The following is a 26,103-nucleotide window of genomic DNA, read 5'->3' as shown; positions in this document are numbered from 1 at the left end:
TTTTTTTTTTTAATGCTACGGCGACCACCGAGACCTACACTCTTTCCCTACACGACGCTCTTCCGCTCTCCGCCTGCACCGGGGCCGGCGCAGGTGCGGGCGCCGCGCGCTCGGCGCGGCTGCGCTCGACCGGCAGGGCCCGCGGCGGCGCCGCCGCCACCACCACGGTGGCGATGGCCGATTCGGGGCGCTGCGGCAGCGGTGGCGCCTCAATCTCGGGGGCCGAGGCCAGCGGCGCGGCCATCAAGGCCGCCGCCGGGGCCGACGCGCCAGCCGCCGCCGCGGGTGCCTCGGCCGGTGCTCGCGGCCAGAGCGCCACGGCCGCAGCCGCCACGCCCAGCGCCGCCAAGCCACCGATCAGGCCCCATTTGCGAGCCTCGGGCGCCACCGGCACCGTCGATAACACATGGGCAACCGGCGGCGCCGCAATGGCGGGCTCGGACAGGGCCTGCGGCGCAAGCGCGGCCATCGTCACGGTGGTGGTGCCAGCAGGGCTGACGGAGGCCTGGGGCAAGGGTGGCGGCACAACCTGCGTTGCCGCATCGTCGCCGGCCGCCGCCAGCACCTGGGTGCGTTCCCAGGGCGAGGGCGGCGGCTCGTGCTTGCTGCGCCGGGGTGGCGCCACGCGCCCTTCCAGCGCCTCGCGCAACGCGGCCACGCTCTGCGGCCGGTCGGCCGGGCGCGGCGCCAGCATCCAGTCGACGATCTGAAGAAAGCTCTCGCTGCAACCGGGCAGCTTCGCCACCGTCAGCGCCGAGGCCTCGTCGGCCACCGTGCGCGCCGTGGCCGGCGGTGGTGGCCGGCCCAGCAACAGGAAGTGCAGCGTCGCGCCCAGCGCGTAGATGTCGGTCCACGGCCCTTGCTTCACCGAGCCCGCTTCGGCGTATTGCTCGATGGGCGCATAGGCCGGCTTGAGGATGGCGGTGAGCGCCTGGGTCTTGTCGCTGATGACGTGGCGGGCGGCGCCGAAGTCCATCAGCACCGGCTGGCCGTCGGCCTCGATCTGGATGTTGTCGGGCGCGATGTCGCGGTGGTAGACGCCGGCCGCGTGCAGGGTCTCGACGGCACCCAGCAGCGGATCGAGCAGGCGGCGCACCCAGGGCTCGTCGGGTGCCTTGTCCATCGCCAGGCGCACCTGCTTGAGCGTGAGGCCGCCCAGCACCGGCATGGCCATGTAGGCCGTGTCGTTGGCCTCCCAGAAACGCAGCACCTTGAGCAGCGCCGGGTGGTTGAAGCGCGCCAGCAGCTTGGCCTCGTTGACGAAGGAACGCAGTCCGAGCGCGAAAGTCTCGGCGTCGGACTGCGACCGCAGCGAGACATGCAGCGCGGCCGTGCGCCCGGCCAGCGCGGCCGGCATGTATTCCTTGATCGCCACCTCGCGCTCGAGCACGGTGTCGAAGGCGAGGTAGACAATGCCGAAGCCGCCCACGCCCAGCACGCTGCGCACCACGAACTCGTTCAGCTGGGTGCCCAACGGCAGCGTGTTGGGATGTTCGGCGCGGCCGTGGGTGACGTCTGCGGACATGGAAAACGAGCTTATCAGGGAACCTGGCCCATGCCCTTGACTTCGGCGCCGCGCGGCTGCGGCGGCCTCCCCACGATGCCCGAGAAGCGGACTTTCGCACGGGCCGCCGCCCAGGCCCTCGCACCGGCAGCGGACGGCGCACGATGAGTGGCAGCGCCGAGCGCCTGCTCGCCCACCGCGGCTTTGCGCGGCTCTGGTACGCGCGCCTGGCCAGCGTGGCCGCCAGCCAGATGCTGATGGTGGCCCTGGGCTGGCAGATGTACGAGCTCACCGGCTCGGCCTGGGACCTGGGCCTGGTCGGCCTGCTGCAGTTCGCGCCCGCGCTGGCGCTGGCGCTGCCGGCCGGCCATTGGATTGACCGCCACCACCGCGGGCGCATCGTCGCGGCCTGCCTGCTGGTGCAACTGCTCGTGGCCCTGGTGCTGACGCAGGGCAGCTTGCGCGGCCTGGTGGCACGCGACTGGCTGCTCGCAGCCTCGGTGGTGCTGGGCGCGGTGCGCGCCTTCCAGATGCCGGCGCAGCAGGCGCTGACGCCGCTGCTGGTGCCGCCGCACCTGCTGCCGCGCGCCGTGGCCTTCAGCTCGGCCGGGCTGCAGGCCGCCATCATCGCCGGGCCGGCCCTGGGCGGCCTGGTCTATGCCGCCGGCGCCGGCCTCACCTACGGCCTGTGCGCCCTGCTCTTCGCCATCGGCTCCGGGCTTTGCTTCGGCATCCGCTACGCGCACCAGGCGCCGCCGCCCGAGCCCGCCACGCTGGCCACGCTGCTGGCCGGCGTGAACTTCGTGCGCCACCACCCCGTGGTGCTGGGCGCAATCTCGCTCGATCTCTTCGCTGTGCTGCTGGGCGGTGCCACCGCGCTGCTGCCCATCTACGCCAAGGACATCCTCTTCGTCGGCCCCTGGGGCCTGGGGCTGTTGCGCTCGGCGCCGGCGGCCGGGGCGCTGGCGGTCTCGCTGCTGCTGGCGCGGCACCCGCTGCGCCGCCGCGTCGGGCCGCTGCTGCTGGGGGCGGTGGCGGTCTACGGGCTGGCGACGCTGGCTTTCGGCCTGTCCAGCCACTTCGGCCTCTCGCTGGCGGCGCTGGCGGTCACCGGCGCTGCCGACATGGTCAGCGTCGTCATCCGCCAGACCCTGGTACAGCTGGAAACGCCCAACGAGATGCGCGGCCGCGTCAGCGCCGTCAACTCGCTCTTCATCGGCGCCTCCAACCAACTGGGCGAGTTCGAATCGGGCGCCACCGCGGCCCTGCTCGGGCCGGTGGGCTCGGTGGTGCTGGGCGGCGCCGGCACGCTGCTGGTGGCGGCCCTCTGGCTGAGGCTGTTTCCGGCACTCGCGACGCGGGACGACCTGCTTCAGGCCGGCACGGCAGAGCCAGCGGCTCGGGCACGGGCCTGAAGCAAAGCGGTCGTGGCAGACGGGTCATGAGCCCCGTCCACGTTTGGCGTCGCTGCGCTCACGCGCCGAACGCGTGCGCACCTTCCACTGCGCCACCTGGGTCTTGCGTTCGAGCGCACTCTGCGTGTCCCGCAAGGCCTCGCGCTGCAGCTTGTGATAGTTGCGCAGGCGCTCGTCGGCCACCGCCTCGCGCACCGCACAGCCGGGCTCGGCCTCGTGGCGGCAGTCGCGGAAGCGGCAGCGCAGGGCCAGGGCACCGATGTCGGCGAAGACGGCGTCCAGCGCGCCGGCCTCGCCGTCCAGGCGCAGCGTGCGCAGGCCCGGGGTGTCGATGATGCAGGCGCCGTCGGCGGTCAGGTGCAGGCTGCGCGCGGTGGTGGTGTGGCGACCACGGCTGTCGTCGGCACGGTTGGCGCCGACCACGGCCACGTCGGCACCGATGAGGGCATTCGTCAGCGTGCTCTTGCCGGCGCCGCTGGAACCCATCAGCACCAGGCTGCGGCCCTCGCCCAGCCAGGGCGCGAGCGCGGCGCGCGGCTCGTCGCCCAGTGCGTTGAGGGCCAGCGCCGGCACCGCGGCCGGCAGCACGGCGCGCGCCTGGCGCAGGCGCCCGACGGTATCAGCGCAGAGATCCTGCTTGGTCAGCACCACCACGGCATCGATGCCGGCCATGGCGACGAGGGCGATGTAGCGTTCCAGCCGGCGCGGGTTGAAGTCGTGATCCAGCCCCATCACCAGCAAGGCGGTGTCGACATTGCTGACGATGACCAGGCGCTCGACCTTGTCGCGCCCGTCGTGCAGGCGCCGCGCCAGCTGGTTGAGCGGCGGCACGCGTTCGGCCACCCACCATTCGGCCAGCGCATTGCGTTCGGCCAGCACCCAGTCGCCGACGGCGACGGCGTCGGCCTGCAGCGCCAGGCGTGCGCGCAGTGCCGGCAGCAGGCGCGCGCCGTGCTCCTGCAGGCCATCGTGCAGCGTCAGCCCTTCGCGCTGCACCTCGGTCACGCGCATCAGGGCCAGCGCGTGGACGGCAGGCGGCAAGGCCGCCAGGTTCTGGATCACGGCCGGGGTCAGGCCGATGCGGGCGAGCCGCGGGAAATCCGGTGATTCGTTCATTGACGTTCCAACAGGAGACGGACAGACCATCGCGGCGCGCGGGCGCGCCACGGCAGACGCAGGCGGCAAGGCCTGCGGCGGATGCGGGGGTTGTCTGTCGGCCGCGGCACGGACCACGGCTTGCGCCGTGGGGCGTCACGGCCCTGCGGGAACGCGCTTCAGCCTGGGAGAGTCGACCTGGGGGTCGATGCGCCGGGAGGCGCGGGCTGGGCGGTTGTTGCGCGGGCTCGGATCAGCGCGTGCGGGCCGACAGGAAGGCAGCGGGTGCGTATTCCATGGCGAGCCTCCTGAGGTGGTGGGTGAAACGAAGGGGGCAATGTGCGCCGGCCTGCGCGCGCCGTCAAGCCGGGATCGCCCGCGCCGTGGCCGAGCATCCACAATCGCTGCGATGCTCGAAGTGCTGCATGCCGACGAGGCCCTCGTCGTCGTCACCAAGCCGGCCGGCCTGCTGTCCGTGCCCGGCCGCGGCGAGGCCGGGCGCGACAATCTTGCAAGCCGCGTGCAACAGCGCTTTGCCGACGCACTCATCGTGCATCGGCTCGACATGGCGACCTCGGGACTGATGCTGTTCGCGCGTGGCGCGCAATGGCAGCGCGCGCTGAGCATGGCCTTTGCGGCGCGCCAGGTACACAAGCGCTATGTCGCGGTGGTGGCCGGCGTAGGGGTCGAGGACGAGGGCCGCATCGACGCGCCACTGGCCGCCGACTGGCCGCGGCGCCCGCGGCAATGCGTCGACGCCGAGCGCGGCAAGCCCTCGCTGACGCGGTGGCGGGTGCTGTCGCGCGACACGTCGACGACGCGGCTGGAACTGGAACCGATCACCGGCCGCTCGCACCAGCTGCGCGTACACCTGCTGTCCATCGGCCACCCGATCATGGGCGACAGCCTCTACGGCCCCGAGCCACCGCAGGCCGAACGCCTGCTGCTGCATGCCAGCGCCCTCGCCTTCAGCCATCCGCTCACGGGCGCGGCCTGCCGCTTCGAGAGCCCGGCGCCGTTCTGACGCCGGCCGGCGGCGCGGCTACAGTGCGGCCATGCACCTCACCATCCTCACCGGCGCGTCGCGGGGCCTGGGCCTGGCCCTGACGGCGCAATTGCTGGCCGCCGGCCAGCGCGTGCTGGCGATTTCGCGCCATGCCCCTGAGATCGAAGTGCCCGCGGGCGCCGAACTCGTCTGCTGGACTGCCGACCTGGCCGAGGCCGCGCCGGTGGCGGCGCAGCTGGCGCTGTGGCTGGCGGCGCAGGACGCGAATGCCATCGAATCGGCCACGCTGATCAACAACGCCGGCGTCATCACGCCACCGGCGCCGCTGGCCGACACCGCGGCTGGCGATCTGGTCAACGCCATCCGTGTTGGCCTGGAGGCGCCGCTGCTGCTGAGTGCGGCCTTCCTGCAAGCCACCGCCGGCTGGGCCTGCCCGCGCAAACTGCTGCTGGTGTCATCGGGGCTGGGGCGACGCGGCATGGCCGGCGCCACGGCCTATTGCGCCGCCAAGGCCGGCATGGACAACCTGGCGCGTGCGCTGGCGCTGGAAGAGGCGGCCCGGCCTCAGGGCGCGGGCGTGGTCTCGCTGGCGCCGGGCGTGATCGACACCGACATGCAGCTACAGCTGCGCGGCGCCGACCCGGCGCGCTTTGCCGAACAGAAGAACTTCGCCGCGCTCAAGGCCGGCGGGCGGCTCGACACGCCCGAGCAGGCGGCAGCCAAGCTGCTGCGTTACCTGGCCCGGCCCGACTTTGGCGCCGAGCCGATGGCCGACGTGCGCGGCACCCCTTGAGCGCCGCGGCCTTCTACTTGCCGAAGCGCAGGTACAGCGGCTCGTCGCCAGTGGCGTGCTGCACCTGGGCGTTGTCGAAGGCGGCGAAGCCGAAGCCGTAGCGGGCATCGAGATCGGCGAACTGCACGTCGAACTTGCTGCCGGTCACGAGCTTGCGGCTCACTTCAGAGGTGTGCATGCCCTGGGCCCAGCGCAGCGCCACGTTGATGTCGGCGCGATCGGTCTTGAGCGGGAAGACCAGGTAGGACGCGACCTCGTCGCCCGGCTTGAACTTGCTGTCGTCGAAGGCAACCTGGCTGCCGTCGACGATGTAGGCCTTGCCGCCCGCGTTCAACGGCCTGGCGTCGGGGTTCATGAAGGGCGGCTTGCCGGCCACGAGGTCGAAGCCCTTGTACTCGGGGCCGCCCGGGTCGCTCTTGCGGCCGGCATTCGGGTTGGTCTTGGGGTCGTGGCGGGCGTGGTTGAGGTACTGGTCGTCGACCTTGCCCAGCGGCGCCGTGCGGCTGCCCTTCATGTGCCACATGTCGCCGAGCTGGCCTTCGCTGGCCAGGTACTTGTTGCCATAGGGCTTGCCCTCGCCCAGGTGGCAGGCCACGGCGCAACCCTTCTTGTCGAAGTTGACCATGGAGTTGTTGATGTTCCAGATCATCGCCCACTTGTCTTCGTAGTAGACGTTGTCGTCGCCTCCCTTGTCGGCCGGGTCCTTGAGCTTCTTCCACGAACCATCGGCCTGTTTCTGGTACGGGCCGCGGCGCAGCGAATTCGTCGGGTCGGCGTACTGCACCAGGAAGTAGACGGTGTCGCCGCTGTAGACCGCCTTCAGCGTGGCCAGGGTCTCGCCCTTGCCGTTGGCGAAGTTCATGCCGCCGGTCAGCTCGACCTTGATGGCCTTGGCCGCCGCCCAGGCGGCATCGCTGGCGTCGCCGTCCAGCACCGGCGGCGTGGCCACCCGGGCCGCGACCAGCACATTGGGAGGCGTGGCCTCCTCGCGGTTGGCACAGCCTGCGGTCAGCAGGGCGGTGGCCGCCAGGGCCAGCGCCGTATAGCGAACATTCATCTCTCAGCTCCTTGGGTTCGAGGGCAGGCGCTGCAGCAGCGCCTCGTCGGCAGCCGGCCTTTGTCCACGCTGGCATTTGCATGGATTGGGCGCTCCCGAGGCCCCGCCGCCTTGACCATTGGCAAACGCGGGCCGAAGTTGAGGATCCGGTTGCGCCGGCATTGATCTGCCGCAGGAGCCAAGGCCTTGCGCGTGGCCAGGGCGCCACGGCGACATCCAGACCGCTTCCAGGTGTTCAGGCGCCGGCGAGCCCGCGTTCGGCCAGGGTGGTGCGCAGCGTGGTCAATGCAGCCTCGAAGTCGACGCGGGCGATCTGCTGGTGCAGCAGGGCATGGCGTTCGCCCATCAGGGCCTGCAGCGCGGGCGCCTGGCTCTCGGCAAAGCGCACGGTGGCGATGTCGCTGTCGGCCAGCAGGCGCTCAAGCCGGGCCGCGATGGCCGCCAGGTCGTCGCCTGCAGGCTCGGGCCGCGGCTCGCCCGCCACCGTTGCCGGTGGCCCGTACAAAGGCACCAGCGCCTGGCCCAGGCGCGCAAGTTCGCGGCCCAATTCATCGGCCATGGCCTGGGCGCCGAGGTCAGGCGTGCCGAGCTTGAGCGCCGATTCGATGGCCTCGGTGCATTCGGCCACGCGCAGCGCGCCCAGCGTGGCGGCAGCGCCGCGCAGCGCGTGCAGGGCCTGGCGCGCGCCGTCGCGGTCGCCGGCGCCTATGCGCGCGGCGGCGGCCGTGGCGTCGTCGCGGTGACCGTCGACAAAGCGCTTGAGCATGGCCAGGTACTTGCCGGCATCGCCGCGCATCACGGCCAGGCCCTGGCCGGCATCGAGGCCGGCGATGGCAGCCAGCTGCAGGGCCAGCGGAGCCGCTGACACGCCGCCAGCGGGGGGCGCCGCGGGCGCATCGGTCCAGCGCGACCCGGCCGGCAGCCAGCGCAGCAGCGCGCGGTAGAGGGTGCGCGGGTCCACCGGCTTGGCGATGAAATCGCTCATGCCGGCGGCCAGGCAGGCGGCGCGATCGTCGTCGAAGGCATTGGCCGTCATCGCCAGGATGGGCAGCTGTTCGCAGCCGGGCAGCGCGCGCAGGCGCCGGGTGGCCTCGATGCCGTCCAGGTGGGGCATCTGGATGTCCATCAGCACGAGGTCGTAGCGGCCGCCTCCGGCCATGGCCACCGCCTCGAGGCCATCGCGGGCGGTGTCGACCTCCAGCGCCACCACGCTGAGCAGCTCTCGCGCGACCTCGCGGTTGACGTCGTTGTCCTCGGCCACCAGCACGCGGGCGCCGCCGCGGTCGCGCCTCAGGCGGGTCTCTTCGTCGTCGCGAACGCGCGACGGCTCGGCCGGTGCCGCGCCCTGGCCGCGCTGCAAGCGGGCGGTGAACCAGAACGTGCTGCCGACGCCCAGCCGGCTCTCGAAGCCGGTTTCGCCGCCCTGCATCTGGGCCAGTCGCTGCGTGATGGCCAGGCCCAGGCCGGTGCCGCCGTAGCGCCGGTTGATCGAGCTGTCGGCCTGGCGAAAGGGCAGGAAGAGCTGGCGCTGGTCCTCGGGCGCGATGCCGATGCCGCTGTCGGCAACCTCGAAGCGCAGCAGCAGGCCGGCCTCGTCCTCGGCCTGCAGGCGGGCGCGGATGCTGACGCTGCCGCGGTCAGAGAACTTGACGGCATTGCCGGCGTAGTTGAGCAGGGCCTGGCGCAGGCGTATGGGGTCGCCGTGCAGCCAGTCGGGCACGCCCTCGGTGTCGACCTCAAGCACCAGGCCCTTGAGCCGCGCCTGCTCGGCCACCAGTTGGGCGACGTGCTCGACCACGGTGGCGAGAGCGAAGTCGCGCCGCTCCAGCACCAGGCGGCCGGCCTCGATCTTGGAGATGTCGAGGATGTCGTCGATGATGGACAGCAGGTGGCGGGCCGCGCCCTCGACCTTGGAAAGCCGCGCCGTCTGAGCTGGCGTCGGCGCGTCGCGCTGCAGCAGGTGGGTGAGGCCGACGATGGCGTTCATCGGAGTGCGGATCTCGTGGCTCATATTGGCCAGGAAGGCGCTCTTGGCCTGGTTGGCGGCGTCGGCCTGGCGCCGCGCCTCGGCGAGCTGGGCGGTGCGCTCGACGACCAGGTCCTCCAGGTGGTGGCGGTGGCGCTCGAGCTCGGCGCCGACGCGGATCTTCTCGGTCACGTCCTCCTTCACCGCCACGTAATGGGTGACGCGGCCATCGGCCTGGCGTATGGGCGTGATCACGGCCGATTCGGTGTACTCGCTGCCGTCCTTGCGGCGGTTGATGAACTCGCCCTTCCACGGCAGGCCGCGCGCCAGCGTGGCCCACATATCGCCATAGGTGGCGGCCGGCGTGCGCCCCGATTGCAGGATCTTTGGGTTCTGCCCTCTCAGATCCTCGTTGTCGAAGCCACTGATGCGGCGGAAGGCGGCGTTGACGTATTCGATGCGGCCCTCGACATCGGTGATCACGATGCTGGTCGGGCTTTGCTCGATGGCCATCGAGAGCTTGCGGATTTCTTCCTCGCGCCGCAGCCGCTCGCCGATGTCGGTGAGCACGCAGCACAGGCCCCAGATGCGGCCCGCGTCGACGCTGTCGCGAATCGGCGTCTTGATCTCCCACAGCGTCAGGGCCTCGCCGTCGGGGTGATGCTGCACCACCTCCTCGGCCGTGCTGGCGCCACCTTCGAGCACGCGCCGGTCGCTGGCGTGGCGGCGCGCGGCTTCCTCGGGCGCGAAGAAGCGGGCATCGTCGCTGCCCGGCAGTTCGTCGGCGGCGCAGTCCAGCAGCTCGAGCTGGGGGCGATTGGCATAGACGTAGCGCCCGCCACTGTCCTTGATGTAGATGTAGGCGCCGACGTGGTCGAGCGCGCCGCGCAGGCGCTCGGCCTCGGCGGCGGCCTGGGCGCGCTCGCTCTCGGCGCGGCGCCAGTCGGTGATGTCGTGTACGACGCCGCGCACGCGCCGCGGCTTGCCGGCGGCGTCGCGCTCGACCTCCAGGCCCTGCACCAGCAACTGGCGCTCGTCACCGTCGGCGCGGCGGATGCGGATCTGCAGCGGCAGCGCCAGGCGCCCGCTCAGCGCACCCTCGACGTGGGCGCGCAGCGGTGCGCGATCGTCGGCATGGACGTGATCGAGAATCGCCGCCGGGCTTTCATCGGCTCCGCGCAGATCGAGGCCGAAGATGCGCAGCGTCTCGTCCGAGCCCTGCAGGCGGTCGGATGCGATGTCCCAGCTCCAGTTGCCGAGGTGGGCCACCGCCTGGGCGCGCTCGAGCTCGGCGTCCTTGGCCTGCATGGCCTCCACCTGGGCCAGCAACTCGCGCTGCGATTGCCCCGCGATGGCCAGCATGCGGTTGAACTCGCGCGCAACCTCGGCCACCTCGGCCGGGCCGGCCTCGTCGGCACGCACCGTGCGGTCGCCGCGCGCCACCGCCGCCGCCACCGCGGCCAGGCGCAGCACCGGCTGCGCAATGGCGCCAGCCAGCCAGAGCCCGGCGCCCAGCATGGCCGCCAGGGCAACGAGCCCGAAGGCAATGCTGCGGTCGGCCTGGGCGCGGGCAAGGGCCAGCGACTGCGCCCGGTCGGCGCCGGCCGCCACGCGCCAGCCGGTGCGCGGCAGTGTGACGAGGGCGTAGATGCGCGGCACGCCGGCGATGTCCAGCGCCTCGAAGCTGCCCTCGGTGCGCCCGCTTATCGAGGCCGCCTGGGGCGCCGGCAGCGCCTTGCCTATCCAGGCCTCGGCATCGAGCGAGCGGAAGAGGAAGCGGTTCTCGGTGTCGAACACCGGCACCACCGCATAGGGCGGCACCTCGCGCATCAGGCGCTGGTTGAGTTCGCGCAAGTCCAGCAGCAGGTTCACCGAACCGGCTCGGCGGCCCGCCGCGTCGTGCAGCGGACGCGCCAGCACCGACACCCAGCGGCCGCTGGCGGCATCGAAGAGCGGGCCGCTGGCCGTGAAGCCAGCGCGTGCCGCAGCGTCCGCCGCGCCAGGCGCAGCTTCGTCGGGCAGCGGCCGGGCCGGCGCCCGCTGCGGCGTACCGGCAAGCACGGCACGGCCGGCGGCGTCGCGCACGACCAGGTCGACGAAGCGTGGGTGGATACGCAGGAACTGCTGCACGTCGAAGCGCAGTTCCTGGCCGGGCCGCACGGCGTCGATGTCGGCGGCAACGGCCTCGAGCACGCGGTCGGCCTCTTCGAGCACGGCCTCCAGCTTGGCGGCCACGCTGGTGGCCACCAGCTTGACGCGCTCGCCCGCCACCGAGTGGGCAACGCGCGCCGAATCATGGAGATACCAGGCGTAGAGCGCGGCCACCGGAGCGGCGACCACCACGATCAGGGCCAGCAGCCTGAAGCGTATGGAGAGGCGGGTGGCGGTGACCAACATGGAAGGCCGCAGGCGCGCACCGCTGCCTAGCGGCCGGCGCGGCGCCGGAACCCTGCCCGCCGCGCGCCCGGGTCGCCCACGCTGCTCAGCCTGCCACGCCGACGCTGATGCCGATGCCGCGTGCGGCCTTCAGCATGGGGTGGTCCAGCGGCACCAGGCGGGTCTTGCCGGCCACTTCGTCCAGCGCCACGCTGACGCAGGCATCGCCCTGCAGCGCCACCATGCGGCCGTAGCGCCGCCCCAGCACCAGCTCGGCCGCGTGGTAGCCGAAGCGGGTGGCCAGGATGCGGTCGAAGGCGGTGGGCGGACCGCCGCGCTGGGTGTGGCCCAGCAGCGTGGTGCGCACCTCGCTCTGCACCAGCGGCTGCAGCACATGCTGCAGCGCATGGCCGACGCCGCCCAGGCGTATGGGGTCGGGGCTGTCGGGGATGGTGGCGTGTACGGTGAGGCCCTGGCCGCGGGCATGGGCGCCCTCGGCGATGCAGATCAGCGTCGATAGGCCCTGCTCCTCGCGCTGGCGGCACAGCGAGGCCACGGCAAAGGCGTCGAAGGGCACCTCGGGAATGAGGATGGCGTCGGCGCCGCCGGCCAGGCCGCCTTCGAGCGCGATCCAGCCGGCATAGCGGCCCATGGTCTCGGCGATCATCACGCGGCCGTGGCTGCGCCCGGTGGTGGCCAGGCGATCCAGCGCCTCGGCAACCACGGCCACCGCGCTGTCGAAGCCGAAGGTGCGCTCGGTGTGCGGCAGGTCGTTGTCGATGGTCTTGGGCACGCCCACCACCGGCAGGCCCAGCTTCTCGAAGCGGTGGGCGATGGCCATGGTGCCGTCGCCACCCACTGCCACCAGCGCATCCAGGCCCAGCTCGCGCACGAAGTCCATCGCCTCGGCCGAGCGGTCGGCGCCCGTGGCGCCGTCCTTGAAGGGGTTGCAGGTGTTGTGCGTGCCCAGCACGGTGCCGCCGACGGCCAGGATGTCGGCCACGCTGTCGGGCCCGAGCGGCCGCGCACGCCGCGTCAGCAGGCCGTGGAAGCCGCGTTCGATGCCGGTGACGCGGGCCGCGCCCTCGCGGTGCAGCGCCAGCGTGACGGCGCGGATGACGGCGTTGAGTCCGGGGCAGTCGCCACCGCCGGTGAGGATTCCGATGTGCATGGTCCTATCTTCCCATCCAGGCCGCCAGGTCGGCCTTGAGCTTTGTCAGATCGGCCTGCCGCGTGTACATCATGTGGCCGGCGTCGTAGTAGCGGTGCGTGATGCGTGCCCGCACTTCGGGCGGCGCATCGAGGTGGGCCAGCGACCAGTCGCTCGCGCTGTAGGGCGTGCCCAGGTCGTAGCGGCCGCTGGCCACCAGCACGCGCAGATGCGGGTTGCGACGCAGCGCACGCGCCAGGTCGGGGCTGGTGGAGGTGAAGGCGCCGAAGCGGGTTTCGCCGCGCAGCCAGTTCCAGCCCTTGTTGACCTCCAGCGACAGCAGCTGGTAGCGCGTCTCCAGGTCGAGCCCCAATTCGGCGCGGAAATGGGCCAGGGCCGCCATCGCGTAGGGCGCGGCGATGGCCTCCATGCCGGGGTCGAATTCCCATTCGCGCGTGCGGCTGGCCGCCATGGGCGCAGTGGCGCGGGCGTCGAGCCGGCCGACGATGAGGCCGCGCGGACGCAGCGCCTCGAAGAAGAAGGTCTGGTCGGCGATGCGCAGGTTCTTCGCTTCGACCAATGCGCGCGGCAGGCCGGTGAGCTCGGCCAGGCGGCGTGCGATGCGCGCACGGCCGCGCTCGCCCAGTCGCGCGCCGGCCTGCAGCGCGGCGGCGTACTCGTCCTGCACGAAGGCCTCGGCGGCCTCGCGCGCCGCCGCCGGCGACGCCGCCAGCGGCCCGGCCAACAGGCCGTGGTACTGCGCCGTATGGGCCATGGCGGGCAGGAAGAGCGCATAGGGCAGGTCATTGCCGGGCGCGAAGGCCAGGCTTTGCAGGTCCATCGCGCAGGACACCAGGATCAGGCCGCTGAGCATCACGCCCTGGGCCTGCATCTTGTCGGCCAGGCCCGCGACGCGCGTCGTGCCATAGCTTTCACCGGCCAGGTAGACCGGCGAGCCCCAGCGGCCGTGGCGGGTGAGCCAGACGCGCATGGCCTCGGCCAGGGCCTCGATATCGCCGTCCACGCCCAGCATCTTCTTGCGCGCGGCCTCGCTGGCGGCGAGCGACCAGCCGGTGTGAGGCGGGTCAAGGAAGACGAGGTCGAAGTGCTCGAGCCAGCTGTGCGGGTTGTCCTGCACCGCAAAGGGTGGACAGGGCGGGCTGCCGTCGTCGGGCACGACCACCCGCTTGGGGCCCAGCGCGCCCAGGTGCAGCCAGACCGAGGCCGAGCCGGGGCCGCCGTTGAAGGCAAAGCACACGGGCCGCCGCGCCGCTTCTGCGCCTTCCAGCAGGTAGGCCGTGGCCAGGATCGCCGCCTCGGGCTCGCTGCCACCGGCGTCCAGCCCGGTGGGTGCCACCGGCAGGAAAGCGGCGTCGCTGCGGTAGGCATGCTTGCTCCCACCCAGCGTGACGCTGCCCGTGGCGCGTGCCGCCGGCCGCGCCAGCAGTTGCTCGACTGCCTGCCACTGGCGCCGTGCCGCATCGGGCTCGGCGGGCGGGGTGGGCGCGGCGGCGGTGACAGGTGCAGCGTCGGCCATCGTGTACTCCAGTAGTCGACAGAGGCAGCCGCGACCTTAACGCAGCGCGCGCCGTTCAGGCCTGCAGGAAAGCGCCATAGCGCGCCAGGTCGACATTGCCGCCACTGAGGATGACGCCGACGCGCTGTCCCGGCGCGCTCACCACGCCCTCGAGCAGGGCCGCCGCGCCCAGGCAGCCGGTGGGCTCGACGACGAGCTTCATGCGCTCGGCGAAGAAGCGCATCGTGCGCACCAGCTGTGCGTCGGTGACGGTCTCGATGCGCGCGACAAGGCGCTGGATGACGGGAAAGGTGAATTCGCCGCTGTGCTGGGTCTGGGCGCCGTCGGCAATGGTCTGCGGCGTCGCGATGTGAACGATCTCGCCGCGCGCCAGGCTCAGCTGGGTGTCATTGCCGGCCTCGGGCTCGATGCCGATCACTTGGATGCCGGGGCTGGCGTGGTGAGCGGCCACCGCGCTGCCCGAAGCGAGGCCGCCCCCACCCACGCACACCAGCAGCAGGTCCAGCGGCCCGGTCTCCCCGATCAGCTCCAGCGCCGCCGTGCCCTGCCCCGCCATCACATGTGGGTGGTCATAGGGCGGGATCAAGGTCATGCCGCGCTCGGCGGCCAGGCGGCGGCCTATGGCCTCGCGGTCCTCGGTGTAGCGGTCGTAGAGGATGACTTCGCTGGCCGCCTGGCCCTGCTGGTATTCGCGCGTGGCCGCCAGCTTGGCCGCCGGCGAATCCTGGGGCATCACGATCACCGAAGGCATGCCCAGCAGCCGCGCCGACAGCGCAATGGCCTGGGCGTGGTTGCCCGACGAGAAGGCGATCACGCCGCCGCGCCGCTGCGCCGGCGTGAACTGCGACAAGGCGTTGTAGGCGCCGCGGAACTTGAAGGCCCCCATGCGCTGCAGGTTCTCGCACTTGAAGAAGACGCTGGCGTCGCAGCGCGCGTCGAAGGTACTTGAACGCAGCACCGGCGTGCGGTGGGCCACGCCGCGAAGGCGCTCGGCCGCGGCCAGGATGTCGTCGGGCGTGATGGCCAAGGGGGGCATGTCAGGGCTCCGGTCCAAATTTGAGGGAACCTGGGAGAGAGCCCCCATGAGCCGCATGGCAGGGGTCTCCCCCTGGTTTCGGGGGATTTTGTTGCACTGCAGCAACGAGGCTTGCCAAGACTTCTTGCGCCGTCTGGAGGGCCGACCCACCATCGCTGCCGGGCGTCGGGCCCTGGGCCCTGCGAGCGGCGTGAATTCAAGCGCACGAACTGCTGCATTCTGGAGGAAGTCCTCCAAATTCCCGTCAGCTTGCAGCAGTGATCGGCCGTTAGTCTGAAGTCGTGGATGAAGAACCGAACATGAATGCAACCTGCCCGGCCGAAGCCCTGCCGACCCCGCTCGTCGAGGTCGTCGAGCTGAAATGGCTGATGGCGGGTGAAGGTGTGCGCATCCACGTCGAGCACATGCTCGACGACGAAGCCTACGCCACCAGCGTGCTTGATCGCGCCCTCAGGTCGACCAGCCCCGCCCTGCGCGTGGCTGCCCAACGCCTGCGCCAGCGCCTGGCCCAGTTGAAGCCGGGCTGAGACTGGCAAGGCGGCCGACGCGGGCGTAGGATGGCCGCGGAGGCCCGCCATGTCACCCTTGCACCGCTTGGCCGCACCTGGTGTGCGGCGCATCCTCGGCGCCCTGATCAGTGGCGTGGCGATCTCGCTGGCAGGCTGCGCCACGTCGCCGCCCGGGGCCAGCGCCCCCACCCTCCCGCAACTGCACGACGAGTGGTTTGTCGCAGCACCGCTGGCCGCGGTGGCGGCGGTCGACCCCTTCGCGCTCAGCGACGAGATGATCCAGTACGCGGCGCGCGAACTGGCATCGCCATCGCCCCTGCGCGACCCGCGCCGGGTGCTGATCGACGCGCTCTACCGCAGCGGCGGCCTGCGGCTCGAATACGAGAACCGACGCACGCGCAGTGCTGCCGAGGCCTTCGCGGCGCGCGCCGGCAATTGCCTGTCGCTGGTGGTGATGACGGCAGCCTTTGCGCGCCATCTCGGCCTGCCGGTGAGTTTCCAGAGCGTGCAGATCGACGACAGCTATATGCGGCGCGGAGACCTGCTGCTGGCCAGCGGCCATGTCAACCTGGTGCTGGGCCGGCCGCCGCTGCTGCGCCGCCATGTCGACGACGGCCAGTTGACGGTCGACTTCCTGCCCCAGTCGGAACTGGCCGGTGCGCGCGTCGATGCCCTGGACGAGCGCACCCTGGTGGCGATGTATCTCAACAACCGGGCCGCCGAAAGCCTGGGGGACAGCCTGGTCGAAGGTTCCGCCGCAGGCCATCTCGACGCCGCCTACGCCTGGGCCCGGCGCGCCGTGCTGCAAGACCCTGGCTTCGCGCCGGCGGCCAATACGCTGGCCGTGATCTACAGCCGCGCCGGCCATGCCGAGGCCGCCGAGGCGGTGCTGCGCCTGCTGTTGCAGCGCGAGCCCGACAACATCGCCGCACTCTCCAATCTGGTCGGCCTGCTCGACCGCGCCGGCCGTGCCGGCGGCAAGGCCGAAATCCAGGTGCTGCGGCAGCGCCTGGCGCGGCTGCAACCGCTGCCACCGTTCCAGGAATTCGAGCAGGGACGCCAGGCCCTGGCCGCGGGCGATGCACGGCGGGCAATCGGACATTTCCTGCTCGAGCTGCGGCGCCAGCCCGACCAGGACGAGGTGCATTTCTGGGCCGCCCAGGCCTATGCCCGGCTCGGCGACGCCGAAAAGGTGGCCCACCACCTGCGCCTGGCGCTCGCCAGCAGCGGCAACGCAGGCAGCCAGGCCCGCTACGCCGCCAAGCTGGCCAGCCTGCGCAACGCCGGTCTGCACTAGCTGTTCACACTTCCTTCCCGCGCCGCCTTGGCGTGGGCTGCGCCCAGCCACGACAATGGGCGCCCCGGCGCATACCAGCGCCCCAGCCCGCTCCCCATGACGAAAGAACCGGCCAAGCCCAATGCGCTGCTCGAGATCGGCGTCACGATCCTGATCCCGGCGCTCGTCCTCATGCAGCTCAGCGGCGAAAAGCGCCTGGGCACGGTGGGCGCGTTGCTGCTTGCGCTGGCCTTCCCGATCGGCTGGGGGCTGTGGGAGGGCTGGCGGCGGCGCAAGCTCAACTGGCTGGCCGTGCTGGGTGTGGTGAGCACGCTGCTCACCGGCGGCATAGGCCTGCTTTCGCTCGATGCCTACTGGCTGGCGGTGAAGGAGGCCGCGGTGCCGGCGCTGATCGGCCTTGTGATCCTGGGCTCGGCCTGGACCGCCTCGCCGCTGATCCGCCTGCTCGTCTTCAATGCCTCGCTGTTCGACGTCGAGCGCGTCAATGCGGCGCTCGCGGCCAAGGGCAGTACCCTGACCTTCGAGGCCAGGCTGCGCACCGGCACGCAATTGCTGGCCGGCACCTTCTTCTTCTCGTCGGTGGCCAACTACCTGCTGGCACGCTGGGTTGTCGTCAGCCCCGCCGGCACCGAGGCCTTCAACCAGGAACTCGGCCGCCTCACGCTGCTGAGCTACCCCATCATCGCCATCCCCTCGATGCTGATGATGATGGGCCTGCTGTACTGGCTGGCGCGCGAGGCGCGCACGCTGACCGGCCTGGCCATAGCCGACATGCTGCAGCAGCAAGGCTGAGGGCCCGAAAAGGCCTTGGAGGCGCAGGCCGGGCACCCGCTGGCGCCCCCCTAGAATGGCGGCTTGAACCGCAGCCTCCCGCCGGCCCCCCGCAACGGTGCCCCTCCAGGCGCCGCGTCGGGTCGTCGCCGCCTGCTGGGCCTGGGCACCCTGTCTGCACTGTGCGCCCTGGGCCTGCGCCCGGCGCTCGCCCTGGAAGGCCCGGCCGGTGCGGTCGTGCTGAGCATCACCGGCCGCGTGCGCAAGCCCAACCGCGGCGGCCAGGCCGATTTCGACATGCCCATGCTCGAAGCCCTGCCGCAGACCAGCTTCAGCACACGCACGCCCTGGTTCGCGCAGGCACGCCGCTTCACCGGGCCGCTGCTGCGCGATGTGCTGGCGGCGGCTGGCGCCCAGGGCACGACGCTGCGCCTGACGGCGCTCAACGACTACCGCGTCGAGCTGCCCTATGCCGACCCGCAGCAGCACGATGTCATCGTCGCGCGCCTGCTCGACGACCGCCCGATGGCCGTGCGCGACAAGGGCCCGCTGTTCGTGATCTACCCCTTCGACGCGCGCACCGAGCTGCGCAGCGCCATCTACTACAGCCGCTCGGCATGGCAGCTGCGAACGATCGAGGTGCTTTGAAGCGCGCCACGCGGCTGGGCTGGCTGGGCGTGGTCGGCGGCGGCCTCGCCCTGGTGCTGCTGGCGGTGGCCATGGTGCAGGCGCGGCAGTTCGCGATGCTTCGCCAGCGCGTGGCGCCCGGCGAGGAATTCGTGCTGATGACGGCCCAGCACACCGAGCTGGAATACCTGCAGCTGCGCGAGCAGTGGCGGCGCGCGGTCGAAGGCCCCCGGCCTCCCGACATCGCCGCGCTGCGCCTGCGCTACGAGATCTGGGTCAGCCGTGTCGGACTGCTCAGCGCCGCCCGCACCGGCCGCTTCGTCGACGGCCACGAGGATCTTCGGCGCACGCGCGATCAGGTCCAGCGCTTCATCGCCGCGGCCGACCGTGCCCTCGGCACCCCCCACGAGACCGAGCCCACGGCGGCCTTCCTGCTGGCCCTGCTGCCGACACTGGAAGCACTGGCCGAGCCCATCCACGGCCTCTCGGACAGCGCGGCCCAGCGCACGGTGGACCAGATCGAGACGCGCGTGCAGGCAGTGCGCGAACAGAACAAGCTGGGCCTGGCGCTGACCGGCTTTCTCTCGCTGCTGACGCTGGCCTTCGCCTACATCGCCTGGCGCCAGCTGCACCAGCTGGGCGAGCGCCGCGCCGCGCTCGAGACCCTGGCCGACAGCCTGCGGCAATCGCAGCGCGAGGCCGAGGCGGCAAGTGCCGCCAAGAGCACCTTCCTGGCCAATATGAGCCATGAGATCCGCACCCCGTTCCAGGGCCTGATGGGCATGCTGTCGCTGCTGCGCGAGACCGGCCTCACGCCGCGCCAGATCGACTATCTGCGCACCGCCACCGAATCGGCCGACCACCTCCTGGCCATCCTCAACGACATCCTCGACAAGTCGCAGCTCGAAAGCGGCCGCATGTCGCTGACGCCGGCGCCGCTGGACCTGCGCGGCCTGCTGCGAGATGTCGAGGCCCTGATCCGGCCGCAGGCCGCGGCCAAGGGACTGGCGCTGCACATCGATGCCGAGCCGGGCGTGCCCGAGCGCATCCTGGGCGACGCCAAGCGCGTCAAGCAGGTGCTGTTCAACCTGCTGTCCAACGGCGTCAAGTTTTCCGACCGCGGCACCGTGGTGCTCGACGTGCGCTGCAAGGCCGACGAGAAAGAGCAGCCCGAGCTGCACTTCATCGTTACCGACACCGGCATCGGCATGGACGAGGCCATGCTGGCGCGGCTGTTCACGCGCTTCGCCCAGGCCGACCCCACCCCCGCCCGCCGTCATGGCGGCACCGGGCTAGGCCTGGAGATCTCGCGAGACCTGGCGCGCCTGATGGGCGGCGACATCACGGCACAAAGCCGCGCCGGCGTTGGCAGCAGCTTCGTCTTCCGCATGCCGCTGCGCCAGTTGCCCGCCGAGGCGCCGCCACACGCCGCGCTCACGGCAGCCCAGGCCCCGGCGGCGCAGCCGCTGCAGGTGCTGGTGGCCGAGGACCACCCGCTCAACCGCCAGTACATGGCGGCGCTGCTCAAGAGCCTGGGCCACGAGGCCCATTTCAGCGCCAATGGCGTCGAGGCGGTGGCGGCGGCGCGCGAACGCAGCTTCGACATCGTGCTGATGGACCTGCACATGCCCGAGCTCGACGGCATCGGCGCCACGCGCGCCATCCGCGCGCTGAGCGACCCGGCGCGCTCCACCGTGCCCATCGTCGCGCTCACCGCCGACGCCTTCGACGAGACGCGCGAGCGCTGCCTGGTGGCCGGCATGAACGACTTTCTCACCAAGCCGGTGAGCCCGCAGAAGCTGTCGACCTCGCTGCGGCGCCTGTTCGGTGCCGCCCGCGTGCCGGCCAGCGGCGCGCCTGCCGAGGCCGCGGCGCTGCCGGCGCGTGGCGACGCCCAGTCGCTCATCGACCCGGCGGCCATCAACGCCTCGCTGCAGGCAATGCCGCGCGAACGCCTGGCCGAGATGATCGAGGCCTTTCTCGACCAGGGACCGCAGACAGTGCAGCGCCTGCGCGCCGCCGTGCGCGACGCCCAGCCGCTGGAGCTGCGCGTCAACGCCCACGCCGCCAAGGGCGCGGCGCTCAACCTGGGGTTGTCGGCCCTGGCCGCCACCGCCGACGCCCTGCACGAGGGCGCGGCCCACCTGCCGGCGCACGAGATCGCGCGCCTGGTGCAGCGCTACGAAGAACTGCTGCCCCAGACCCGCACGGCAGCGCAGCAACTCGGCATCCTGGCGCCTGGCGTCAAACGATGATGGGCTCCGGCTCGAGCCGGATGCCGAACCTGCCGTAAACGCTCTCCTGAATGGCGCGCGCCAGGGTCACCACCTCGGCCCCGCTGGCGCCGCCGCGGTTGACCAGCACCAGGGCCTGCTTGTCGTAGACGCCGGCGCGGCCCACGCTCTTGCCCTTCCAGCCGCAGGCGTCGATTAGCCAGCCCGCCGCGAGCTTGACGCTGCCGTCGGCCATCGGGTAATGCACGATCTCGGGGTCGCGGCCGATGATGTCGCGGCACTGTTCAGGCGTGACCACCGGGTTCTTGAAGAAGCTGCCGGCATTGCCGATGACCGCCGGGTCGGGCAGCTTGGCGCGGCGGATGGCGCACACCCAGTCGAAGATGGTTGCCGCATCGGGCCGCGCATTGCCGGTCTCGAGCATGCGGCGTTCGAGGTCCAGGTAGCCCAGCACCGGCCGCCAGGGCCGCGGCAGGCGCAGGCGCACCGTGGTGATCACCGACTTGCCGGCCAGGTGCTGCTTGAAGACGCTGTCGCGGTAGCCGAAGCGGCACTCGGCCGCGCCCAGCGTCACGCTGCGCCCGGTGACGAGGTCGACCGCATCCAGCGATTCAAAGCGGTCTTTCAGCTCCAGCCCGTAGGCACCGATGTTCTGCACCGGCGCCGCGCCCACCGAGCCGGGGATCAGCGCCAGGTTCTCGAGACCGGGCCAGCCCTGGGCCACGGTCCAGGCCACCAGCTCGGCCCAGGACTCGCCAGCGCCGGCCTCGATGATCCAGGCATCGGCCGTCTCGGCCAACAGGCGGCGGCCCATGATCTCCACCTTGAGCACCACGGCATCGAGGTCGCGGGTGAACACGACATTGCTGCCGCCACCCAGGATGAACTGCGGCGCCACGCCATAGGCTGGGTGGTCGACGACGCGTCGCACATCGGCCGCGCTGGCCACGCGCACCAGGATCGCCGCCACGGCCGGCAGGCCGAAGCTGTTATGAAGCCGCAGGTTCGCGCGTTCCGTCACGTCGAGCAGCGGCACAGAGGAAGGTGACATGCGACAATTTTCGTCGATATCCTTGCCCTGCCCGCCCGACCCCGACTCCATCTTCCGATGCCCAGTTTCGACACCGTCATCGAGCCCGACCTGGTCGAGTTGCGCAACGCCGTCGAGCAGGCCAACAAGGAAATCGGCACGCGCTTCGACTTCAAGGGCTCCAGCGCCAAGATCGAACTGGCCGACCGCAGCGCCTCCGACCGCGAGCTGACCCTCTTCGGCGACAGCGATTTTCAGCTCCAGCAGGTGCGCGATGTGCTGCTGGCGCGCCTGGCCAAGCGCGGCGTCGACACCCGCTTCATCGATTTCTCGGCCACGCCGGTCAAGCTCGGCGGCGACAAGCTCAAGCTGCCGGCGCCGGTGAAGAGCGGCATCGACGCCGAGACGGCGCGCAAGATCCAGGGCCTGGTCAAGGCCAGCAAGCTCAAGGTGCAGTCTGCCGTGCAAGGCGATACGGTGCGCATCACCGGCGCCAAGCGCGACGACCTGCAGGTGGCGATGGCGATGCTGCGCAAGGAACTCCACGAGCAGCCGCTGTCCTTCAACAACTTCCGCAACTGATTGACGCAACCAAGGCCATGAGACGTTCACGCCGCTGGGCCGCCACCCTTTCGCTGCTGTGCGCCGGTGCCGCCACGGCCCAGCCCCAGGTGGTGCTGGCCGGGCGCATGGGCCAGAAGGCGCTGTTCGTGATCGATGGCCAGCCCCGCACCGTGGGTGTAGGCGAGGCCGTCGGCGGCCTGCGCCTGCTGGGCTGGGACGGCGAGGTGGCGCGCATCGAAAGCGGCGGCCGCACGCGCACCCTCGCACCGGGCACGGCGCCGGTGCAGGTTGCGGCCCAGCCGCGCCAGGGTGCCGGCGGAGGCCGGGAGATCGTGATCCCGGCCGGCCAAGGCGGCCACTTCACCACCGCGGGCAGCATTGGCGGGCACCGCGTGGAGTTCATGGTCGACACCGGCGCGACCCTGGTTTCGCTGGGCCGCAACGACGCCCAGCGCCTGGGCGTGGACCTGCGCGACGCCACCCCGGGCACGATGCAGACCGCCAATGGCCAGGTGCTGGTGCAACTGGTGACACTGCCGCAGCTGCGTGTGGGCGACGTCGAGGTCAGCAACGTCGGCGCCGTCGTGCTGCCCATGCCCATGCCCTTCGTGCTGCTGGGCAACAGCTTCCTCGGCCGCTTCCAGATGCGGCGCGACAACGACGTGATGCGGCTCGAGGCACGCTGACGCTGGCTTGGCCGCCGTCGCCGCGGCGACAGGCGCGAACGCCCGTGCTAAAAACCGATCCTCGCCGCCCTGCCCGGAAGCCAAGCCGGGTCTGCCTGCCATGGACCTGGACTTCACCCCCGAAGAGCTGGCCTTTCGCCATGAGATCCGCGACTGGGTGGCGCGCAACCTGCCGCCCGACATCAGCCGCAAGGTACACGGCGCGCTGCGCCTGACCAAGGACGACCACCAGCGCTGGGCACGCATCCTGGGCGCCCGGGGCTGGTTGGGCTGGGGCTGGCCCCCGGCCTTTGGTGGCCCGGGCTGGAACGCGATCCAGAAACACCTGTTCGAGGAAGAGCTGGCGATGGCCGGCGCGCCGCGCGTCGTGCCCTTCGGCCCGGTGATGGTGGCGCCGGTCATCATGGCCTTCGGCAATGCCGAGCAGCAGCGGCGCTTCCTGCCCGGCATCGCCAGTGGCGAAGTCTGGTGGAGCCAGGGCTACAGCGAGCCGGGCTCGGGCAGCGATCTGGCCTCGGTGAAATGCCGCGCCGAACGCCAGGGCGACAAGTACCTGGTCAACGGCCAGAAGACCTGGACCACCCTGGGCCAGCACGGCGACTGGATCTTCTGCCTCGTGCGCACCAGCAATGAAGGCAAGCCGCAGACCGGCATCAGCTTCCTGCTCATCGACATGAAGAGCCCCGGCGTCAGCGTGCGGCCCATCGTGCTGATGGACGGCGAGCCCGAGGTCAACGAGGTCTTCTTCGACAACGTGGAAGTGCCGGCCGCCAACCTCATCGGCGAGGAGAACAAGGGCTGGACCTATGCCAAGCACCTGCTCAGCCACGAGCGCACCAACATCGCCGATGTCAACCGCGCCAAGCGCGAGCTGGAGCGGCTGAAGCGCATCGCCCGCACCGAGGGCGTGTGGGACGACCTGCGCTTTCGCGACCAGATCGCGCTGCTCGAGGTCGACATCGTCGCGCTCGAGATGATGGTGCTGCGCGTGCTGAGCGCCGAGAAGAGCGGCAAGCAGAGCCTGGATGTGGCCGGCTTGCTGAAGATACGCGGCAGCGAGATCCAGCAGCGCTACACCGAGCTGATGATGCTGGCCGCCGGCCCGCTGGCGCGCGCCCACATCTTTGAAGCCATGGACGCCGGCTGGCAGGGCGACCTCGCCTTCCCGGCCAGCATCCTGCCGCTGGCCAGCGTCTACTTCAACCACCGCAAGACGACGATCTACGGCGGCTCCAACGAGGTGCAACGCAACATCGTCGCGCAGACGGTCCTGGGGAGCTGAGATGGACTTCGACTTCACGCCAGACCAGGAAGCCCTGCGCGACGCCGTGCGGCGCTGGGTCGACAAGGGCTTCACCTTCGAGCGCCGCCATGCGCTGGCCAAGGCCGGTGGTACGACGCGCGCCGTCTGGGTCGAGCTGGCCGAACTGGGCCTGGCCAGTCTGGCCGTGGCCGAGTCCCAGGGCGGCATGGGCTTCGGCCCCGTCGAGGCCATGGTGGTGAGCGAGGAGCTGGGACGCGGCCTCGTCAACGCCCCCTATGCCCACGCCGCACTGATGGCGCCGCAGCTGCTGGCCGCCGCGCCGGCCACGCTGCAAGCCGCCTGGCTGCCGCGCATCGCCAGCGGCGAGGCCCTGGTGGTGCCGGCGCTGCAGGAGCGCGCCTCGCGCTACCGCATCGAGAAAGTGCTTACGCGCGCCCGCCAGCAGGGGGCGGGCTGGGTGCTGGACGGCGTCAAATGCGTGGTGCCGGCCGGCGACGAGGCCGACGCCTTTCTGGTGCCGGCCCGCGTCCACGGCGCCGACGACGACCCGGAGGGCATCGCCCTCTTCCTGGTCGAACACGCCCAGGCGCAAGTCATGGCCTACCCCACCCAGGATGGCGCGCGGGCCGCCGACCTGACGCTGGCCGGCGCCGCGGCAGAACTGATGGCGGTCGACAGCCACGCGCTGCTCGAGACCGCAGTCGACGTGGGCCTGGCCGCCCACTGCGCCGAGGCCGTGGGCCTGATGGACCGCCTGGTGGCGGTGACGGTGGACTACATGAACACGCGCCGCCAGTTCGGCGCCACGCTGGCCAGCTTCCAGGCGCTGCGCCACCGCGTCGCCGACGTCAAGATGCAGCTCGAGCTGGGCCGCTCGATGAGCTATTTCGCCAGCCTCAAGCTGGGCCAGCCGGCGCCGCAGCGCCGCCGCGCCGTGGCGCAGGCGCGCGTGCAGCTGGGCCACTCCATGCGCTACGTGGGCCAGCAGTGCATACAGCTGCACGGCGGCATAGGCTGCACCGACGAGGCCATCGCCAGCCACTACTTCAAGCGCCTGAGCATGCTGGAGCTGAGCCTGGGCGACACGATGCACCACCTGGGCGAGGTGTCGGCGCGCATGCAGGACACCGCCGGCGTCTTTGCCTGATGTGAACGACAGCGCCGGCAGCCTCACCGACGTCGCCGGCCTCGCGGTCGGCCACTGGACCTCGTCGCAAAGGCCCACCGGCTGCAGCGTCGTGCTCTGCCCCGCCGGCGCGGTGTGCGGTGTCGACGTGCGCGGCGCCGCGCCCGGCACGCGCGAGACCGATCTGCTGCGGCCCGACAACTGGGTGCAGCAGGTACACGCGGTGCTTCTGGCCGGCGGCAGCGCCTTCGGCCTGGACGCCGCCGGCGGCGTGATGCGATGGCTGGAAGAGCGCGGCCACGGCCTGGCGGTGCGCGGCCTGCGCGTGCCCATCGTCCCCGCGGCCGTGCTCTTCGATCTCTGGATCGGCGACGGCCGCATCCGCCCCGATGCCGCCGCCGGCTATGCCGCCTGCGAAGCCGCGACGGCGTCGCCACCCGCGCAGGGCAGCCTGGGCGCCGGTGCCGGCGCCAGCGTGGGCAAGCTCTTCGGCGTCGAACGCGCGATGCGCGGCGGCATCGGCACGGCCTCGCTGCGCGTGGGGGCGGTCACGGTGGGTGCGCTGGTCGCGGTCAATGCCATCGGCGATGTCGTCGATCCGAACCACGGCACCGTGCTGGCCGGCGGCCGCGGCCCCGACGGCCGGCCGCGCAGCGCGGTGGCGGCCATCCTGGCGGGCGTTCTGCCGCCCCAGGCCATCGCCGGCATGGCCACCACCATCGGCGTGGTGGCCACCGATGCGGTGCTCGACAAGGCCCAGGCGCAGCGCCTGGCCACTTCGGCCCACGACGGCCTCGCCCGCACCATCCTGCCGGTACACACCATGGCCGACGGCGACACGTTGTTCGCGCTGGCCACCGGCGCCAGCGGACGCCCCGGCGAGATGACGGTGCTGGGCCTGCTGGCCGCCGAGGCCGTGGCCCGCGCCGTGCTGCAGGCCGTGCGTCACGCCACCGGCCTGGCAGAGCCCGACCTCCCGGCGCTGCGCGACCTGGCCTGATGGCCTGAGCCCGCAGCTGTTGTGCAGCTCGGGAACAGGCCTTGTCGCTGCCCGCGGCCG

Annotated in this window: 20 protein-coding genes; 13 read left to right on the top strand and 7 right to left on the bottom strand. The window is 71.6% G+C overall.

Annotated features, from left to right (window positions below; translation table 11 throughout):
- The first annotated feature begins 1,668 nt into the window (after positions 1-1,668).
- On the top strand, positions 1,669-2,919 hold the full coding sequence (locus JMV16_RS13365; protein ID WP_201494783.1) for an MFS transporter: 1,251 nt from the start codon (positions 1,669-1,671) through the stop codon (positions 2,917-2,919).
- 24 nt (positions 2,920-2,943) lie between these two features.
- Here the strand turns inward: JMV16_RS13365 and rsgA are convergent, their stop codons facing one another.
- On the bottom strand, positions 2,944-4,035 hold the full coding sequence (gene rsgA / locus JMV16_RS13360) for a ribosome small subunit-dependent GTPase A (protein WP_201494782.1): 1,092 nt from the start codon (positions 4,033-4,035) through the stop codon (positions 2,944-2,946).
- Positions 4,036-4,423: 388 nt separating this feature from the next.
- On the opposite strand from rsgA, the gene JMV16_RS13355 reads away from it, so the two are divergent.
- Both JMV16_RS13355 and JMV16_RS13350 read left to right on the top strand, forming a co-directional pair.
- Positions 4,424-5,038, top strand: coding sequence for an RluA family pseudouridine synthase (locus JMV16_RS13355; RefSeq protein WP_201494781.1), 615 nt, complete (start codon positions 4,424-4,426; stop codon positions 5,036-5,038).
- Positions 5,039-5,069: 31 nt separating this feature from the next.
- Positions 5,070-5,813 (top strand): SDR family NAD(P)-dependent oxidoreductase, encoded by a 744-nt coding sequence (locus JMV16_RS13350; protein WP_201494780.1) that lies wholly within the window; start codon positions 5,070-5,072, stop codon positions 5,811-5,813.
- A 13-nt stretch (positions 5,814-5,826) separates the two neighbouring features.
- Here the strand turns inward: JMV16_RS13350 and JMV16_RS13345 are convergent, their stop codons facing one another.
- The 5 genes from JMV16_RS13345 to JMV16_RS13325 all read right to left on the bottom strand — a co-directional run bounded on the left by JMV16_RS13345 (position 5,827) and on the right by JMV16_RS13325 (position 14,935).
- On the bottom strand, positions 5,827-6,870 hold the full coding sequence (locus JMV16_RS13345; protein WP_201494779.1) for an ethylbenzene dehydrogenase-related protein: 1,044 nt from the start codon (positions 6,868-6,870) through the stop codon (positions 5,827-5,829).
- Between the two features lie 235 nt (positions 6,871-7,105).
- The gene (locus JMV16_RS13340; RefSeq protein ID WP_201494778.1) at positions 7,106-11,233 is read right to left on the bottom strand and encodes a PAS domain S-box protein; all 4,128 of its coding nucleotides are present in this window, start codon (positions 11,231-11,233) and stop codon (positions 7,106-7,108) included.
- 85 nt (positions 11,234-11,318) lie between these two features.
- A complete protein-coding gene (locus JMV16_RS13335) occupies positions 11,319-12,383 on the bottom strand; it encodes a 6-phosphofructokinase (RefSeq protein WP_201494777.1) in 1,065 nt (354 codons plus the stop codon).
- 4 nt (positions 12,384-12,387) lie between these two features.
- The gene (locus JMV16_RS13330; protein WP_201494776.1) at positions 12,388-13,899 is read right to left on the bottom strand and encodes a S10 family peptidase; all 1,512 of its coding nucleotides are present in this window, start codon (positions 13,897-13,899) and stop codon (positions 12,388-12,390) included.
- A gap of 55 nt (positions 13,900-13,954) precedes the next feature.
- Positions 13,955-14,935 carry a threo-3-hydroxy-L-aspartate ammonia-lyase gene (locus JMV16_RS13325; protein ID WP_201494775.1) on the bottom strand — a complete coding sequence of 327 codons (981 nt, stop codon included), beginning with the start codon at positions 14,933-14,935 and terminating at the stop codon, positions 13,955-13,957.
- 299 nt (positions 14,936-15,234) lie between these two features.
- Between JMV16_RS13325 and JMV16_RS13320 the strand changes: the two genes are divergently transcribed.
- The 5 genes from JMV16_RS13320 to JMV16_RS13300 all read left to right on the top strand — a co-directional run bounded on the left by JMV16_RS13320 (position 15,235) and on the right by JMV16_RS13300 (position 20,394).
- On the top strand, positions 15,235-15,462 hold the full coding sequence (locus JMV16_RS13320; RefSeq protein ID WP_201494774.1) for a hypothetical protein: 228 nt from the start codon (positions 15,235-15,237) through the stop codon (positions 15,460-15,462).
- A gap of 49 nt (positions 15,463-15,511) precedes the next feature.
- On the top strand, positions 15,512-16,741 hold the full coding sequence (locus JMV16_RS13315) for a tetratricopeptide repeat protein (protein ID WP_201494773.1): 1,230 nt from the start codon (positions 15,512-15,514) through the stop codon (positions 16,739-16,741).
- Between the two features lie 96 nt (positions 16,742-16,837).
- Positions 16,838-17,533 (top strand): VC0807 family protein, encoded by a 696-nt coding sequence (locus JMV16_RS13310; protein ID WP_201494772.1) that lies wholly within the window; start codon positions 16,838-16,840, stop codon positions 17,531-17,533.
- Between the two features lie 63 nt (positions 17,534-17,596).
- Positions 17,597-18,160 (top strand): hypothetical protein, encoded by a 564-nt coding sequence (locus tag JMV16_RS13305; protein WP_310737103.1) that lies wholly within the window; start codon positions 17,597-17,599, stop codon positions 18,158-18,160.
- The gene (locus JMV16_RS13300) at positions 18,157-20,394 is read left to right on the top strand and encodes an ATP-binding protein (RefSeq protein WP_236580509.1); all 2,238 of its coding nucleotides are present in this window, start codon (positions 18,157-18,159) and stop codon (positions 20,392-20,394) included. Before JMV16_RS13305 ends, JMV16_RS13300 begins: the two co-directional genes overlap by 4 nt.
- Here the strand turns inward: JMV16_RS13300 and murB are convergent.
- Positions 20,384-21,424, bottom strand: a complete 1,041-nt coding sequence (murB, locus tag JMV16_RS13295; RefSeq protein ID WP_201494770.1) for a UDP-N-acetylmuramate dehydrogenase — start codon at positions 21,422-21,424, stop codon at positions 20,384-20,386. The two genes, JMV16_RS13300 and murB, sit on opposite strands and share 11 nt — an antisense overlap.
- A gap of 57 nt (positions 21,425-21,481) precedes the next feature.
- Here murB and JMV16_RS13290 point away from each other — a divergent pair, with 57 nt between their 5' ends.
- The 5 genes from JMV16_RS13290 (at position 21,482) to JMV16_RS13270 (ending at position 26,043) form a co-directional block, all read left to right on the top strand.
- Positions 21,482-21,985, top strand: coding sequence for a YajQ family cyclic di-GMP-binding protein (locus JMV16_RS13290; protein ID WP_201494769.1), 504 nt, complete (start codon positions 21,482-21,484; stop codon positions 21,983-21,985).
- A 17-nt stretch (positions 21,986-22,002) separates the two neighbouring features.
- Positions 22,003-22,653 carry a TIGR02281 family clan AA aspartic protease gene (locus JMV16_RS13285; RefSeq protein WP_201494768.1) on the top strand — a complete coding sequence of 217 codons (651 nt, stop codon included), beginning with the start codon at positions 22,003-22,005 and terminating at the stop codon, positions 22,651-22,653.
- Between the two features lie 100 nt (positions 22,654-22,753).
- On the top strand, positions 22,754-23,935 hold the full coding sequence (locus JMV16_RS13280; RefSeq protein WP_201494767.1) for an acyl-CoA dehydrogenase family protein: 1,182 nt from the start codon (positions 22,754-22,756) through the stop codon (positions 23,933-23,935).
- Between the two features lies 1 nt (position 23,936).
- Positions 23,937-25,064, top strand: a complete 1,128-nt coding sequence (locus JMV16_RS13275; RefSeq protein ID WP_201494766.1) for an acyl-CoA dehydrogenase family protein — start codon at positions 23,937-23,939, stop codon at positions 25,062-25,064.
- Positions 25,057-26,043: a P1 family peptidase gene (locus JMV16_RS13270; protein ID WP_201494765.1), complete on the top strand. Its 987-nt coding sequence runs from the start codon at positions 25,057-25,059 to the stop codon at positions 26,041-26,043. Before JMV16_RS13275 ends, JMV16_RS13270 begins: the two co-directional genes overlap by 8 nt.
- Positions 26,044-26,103: the final 60 nt, after the last annotated feature.

It is taken from the genome of Rubrivivax sp. A210 (genome assembly GCF_904426505.1).
Lineage (GTDB): Bacteria > Pseudomonadota > Gammaproteobacteria > Burkholderiales > Burkholderiaceae_C > Rubrivivax.
The sequence above is the reverse complement of the archived record's forward strand: the minus strand, read 5'-3'. Positions and strand labels throughout refer to the sequence as shown.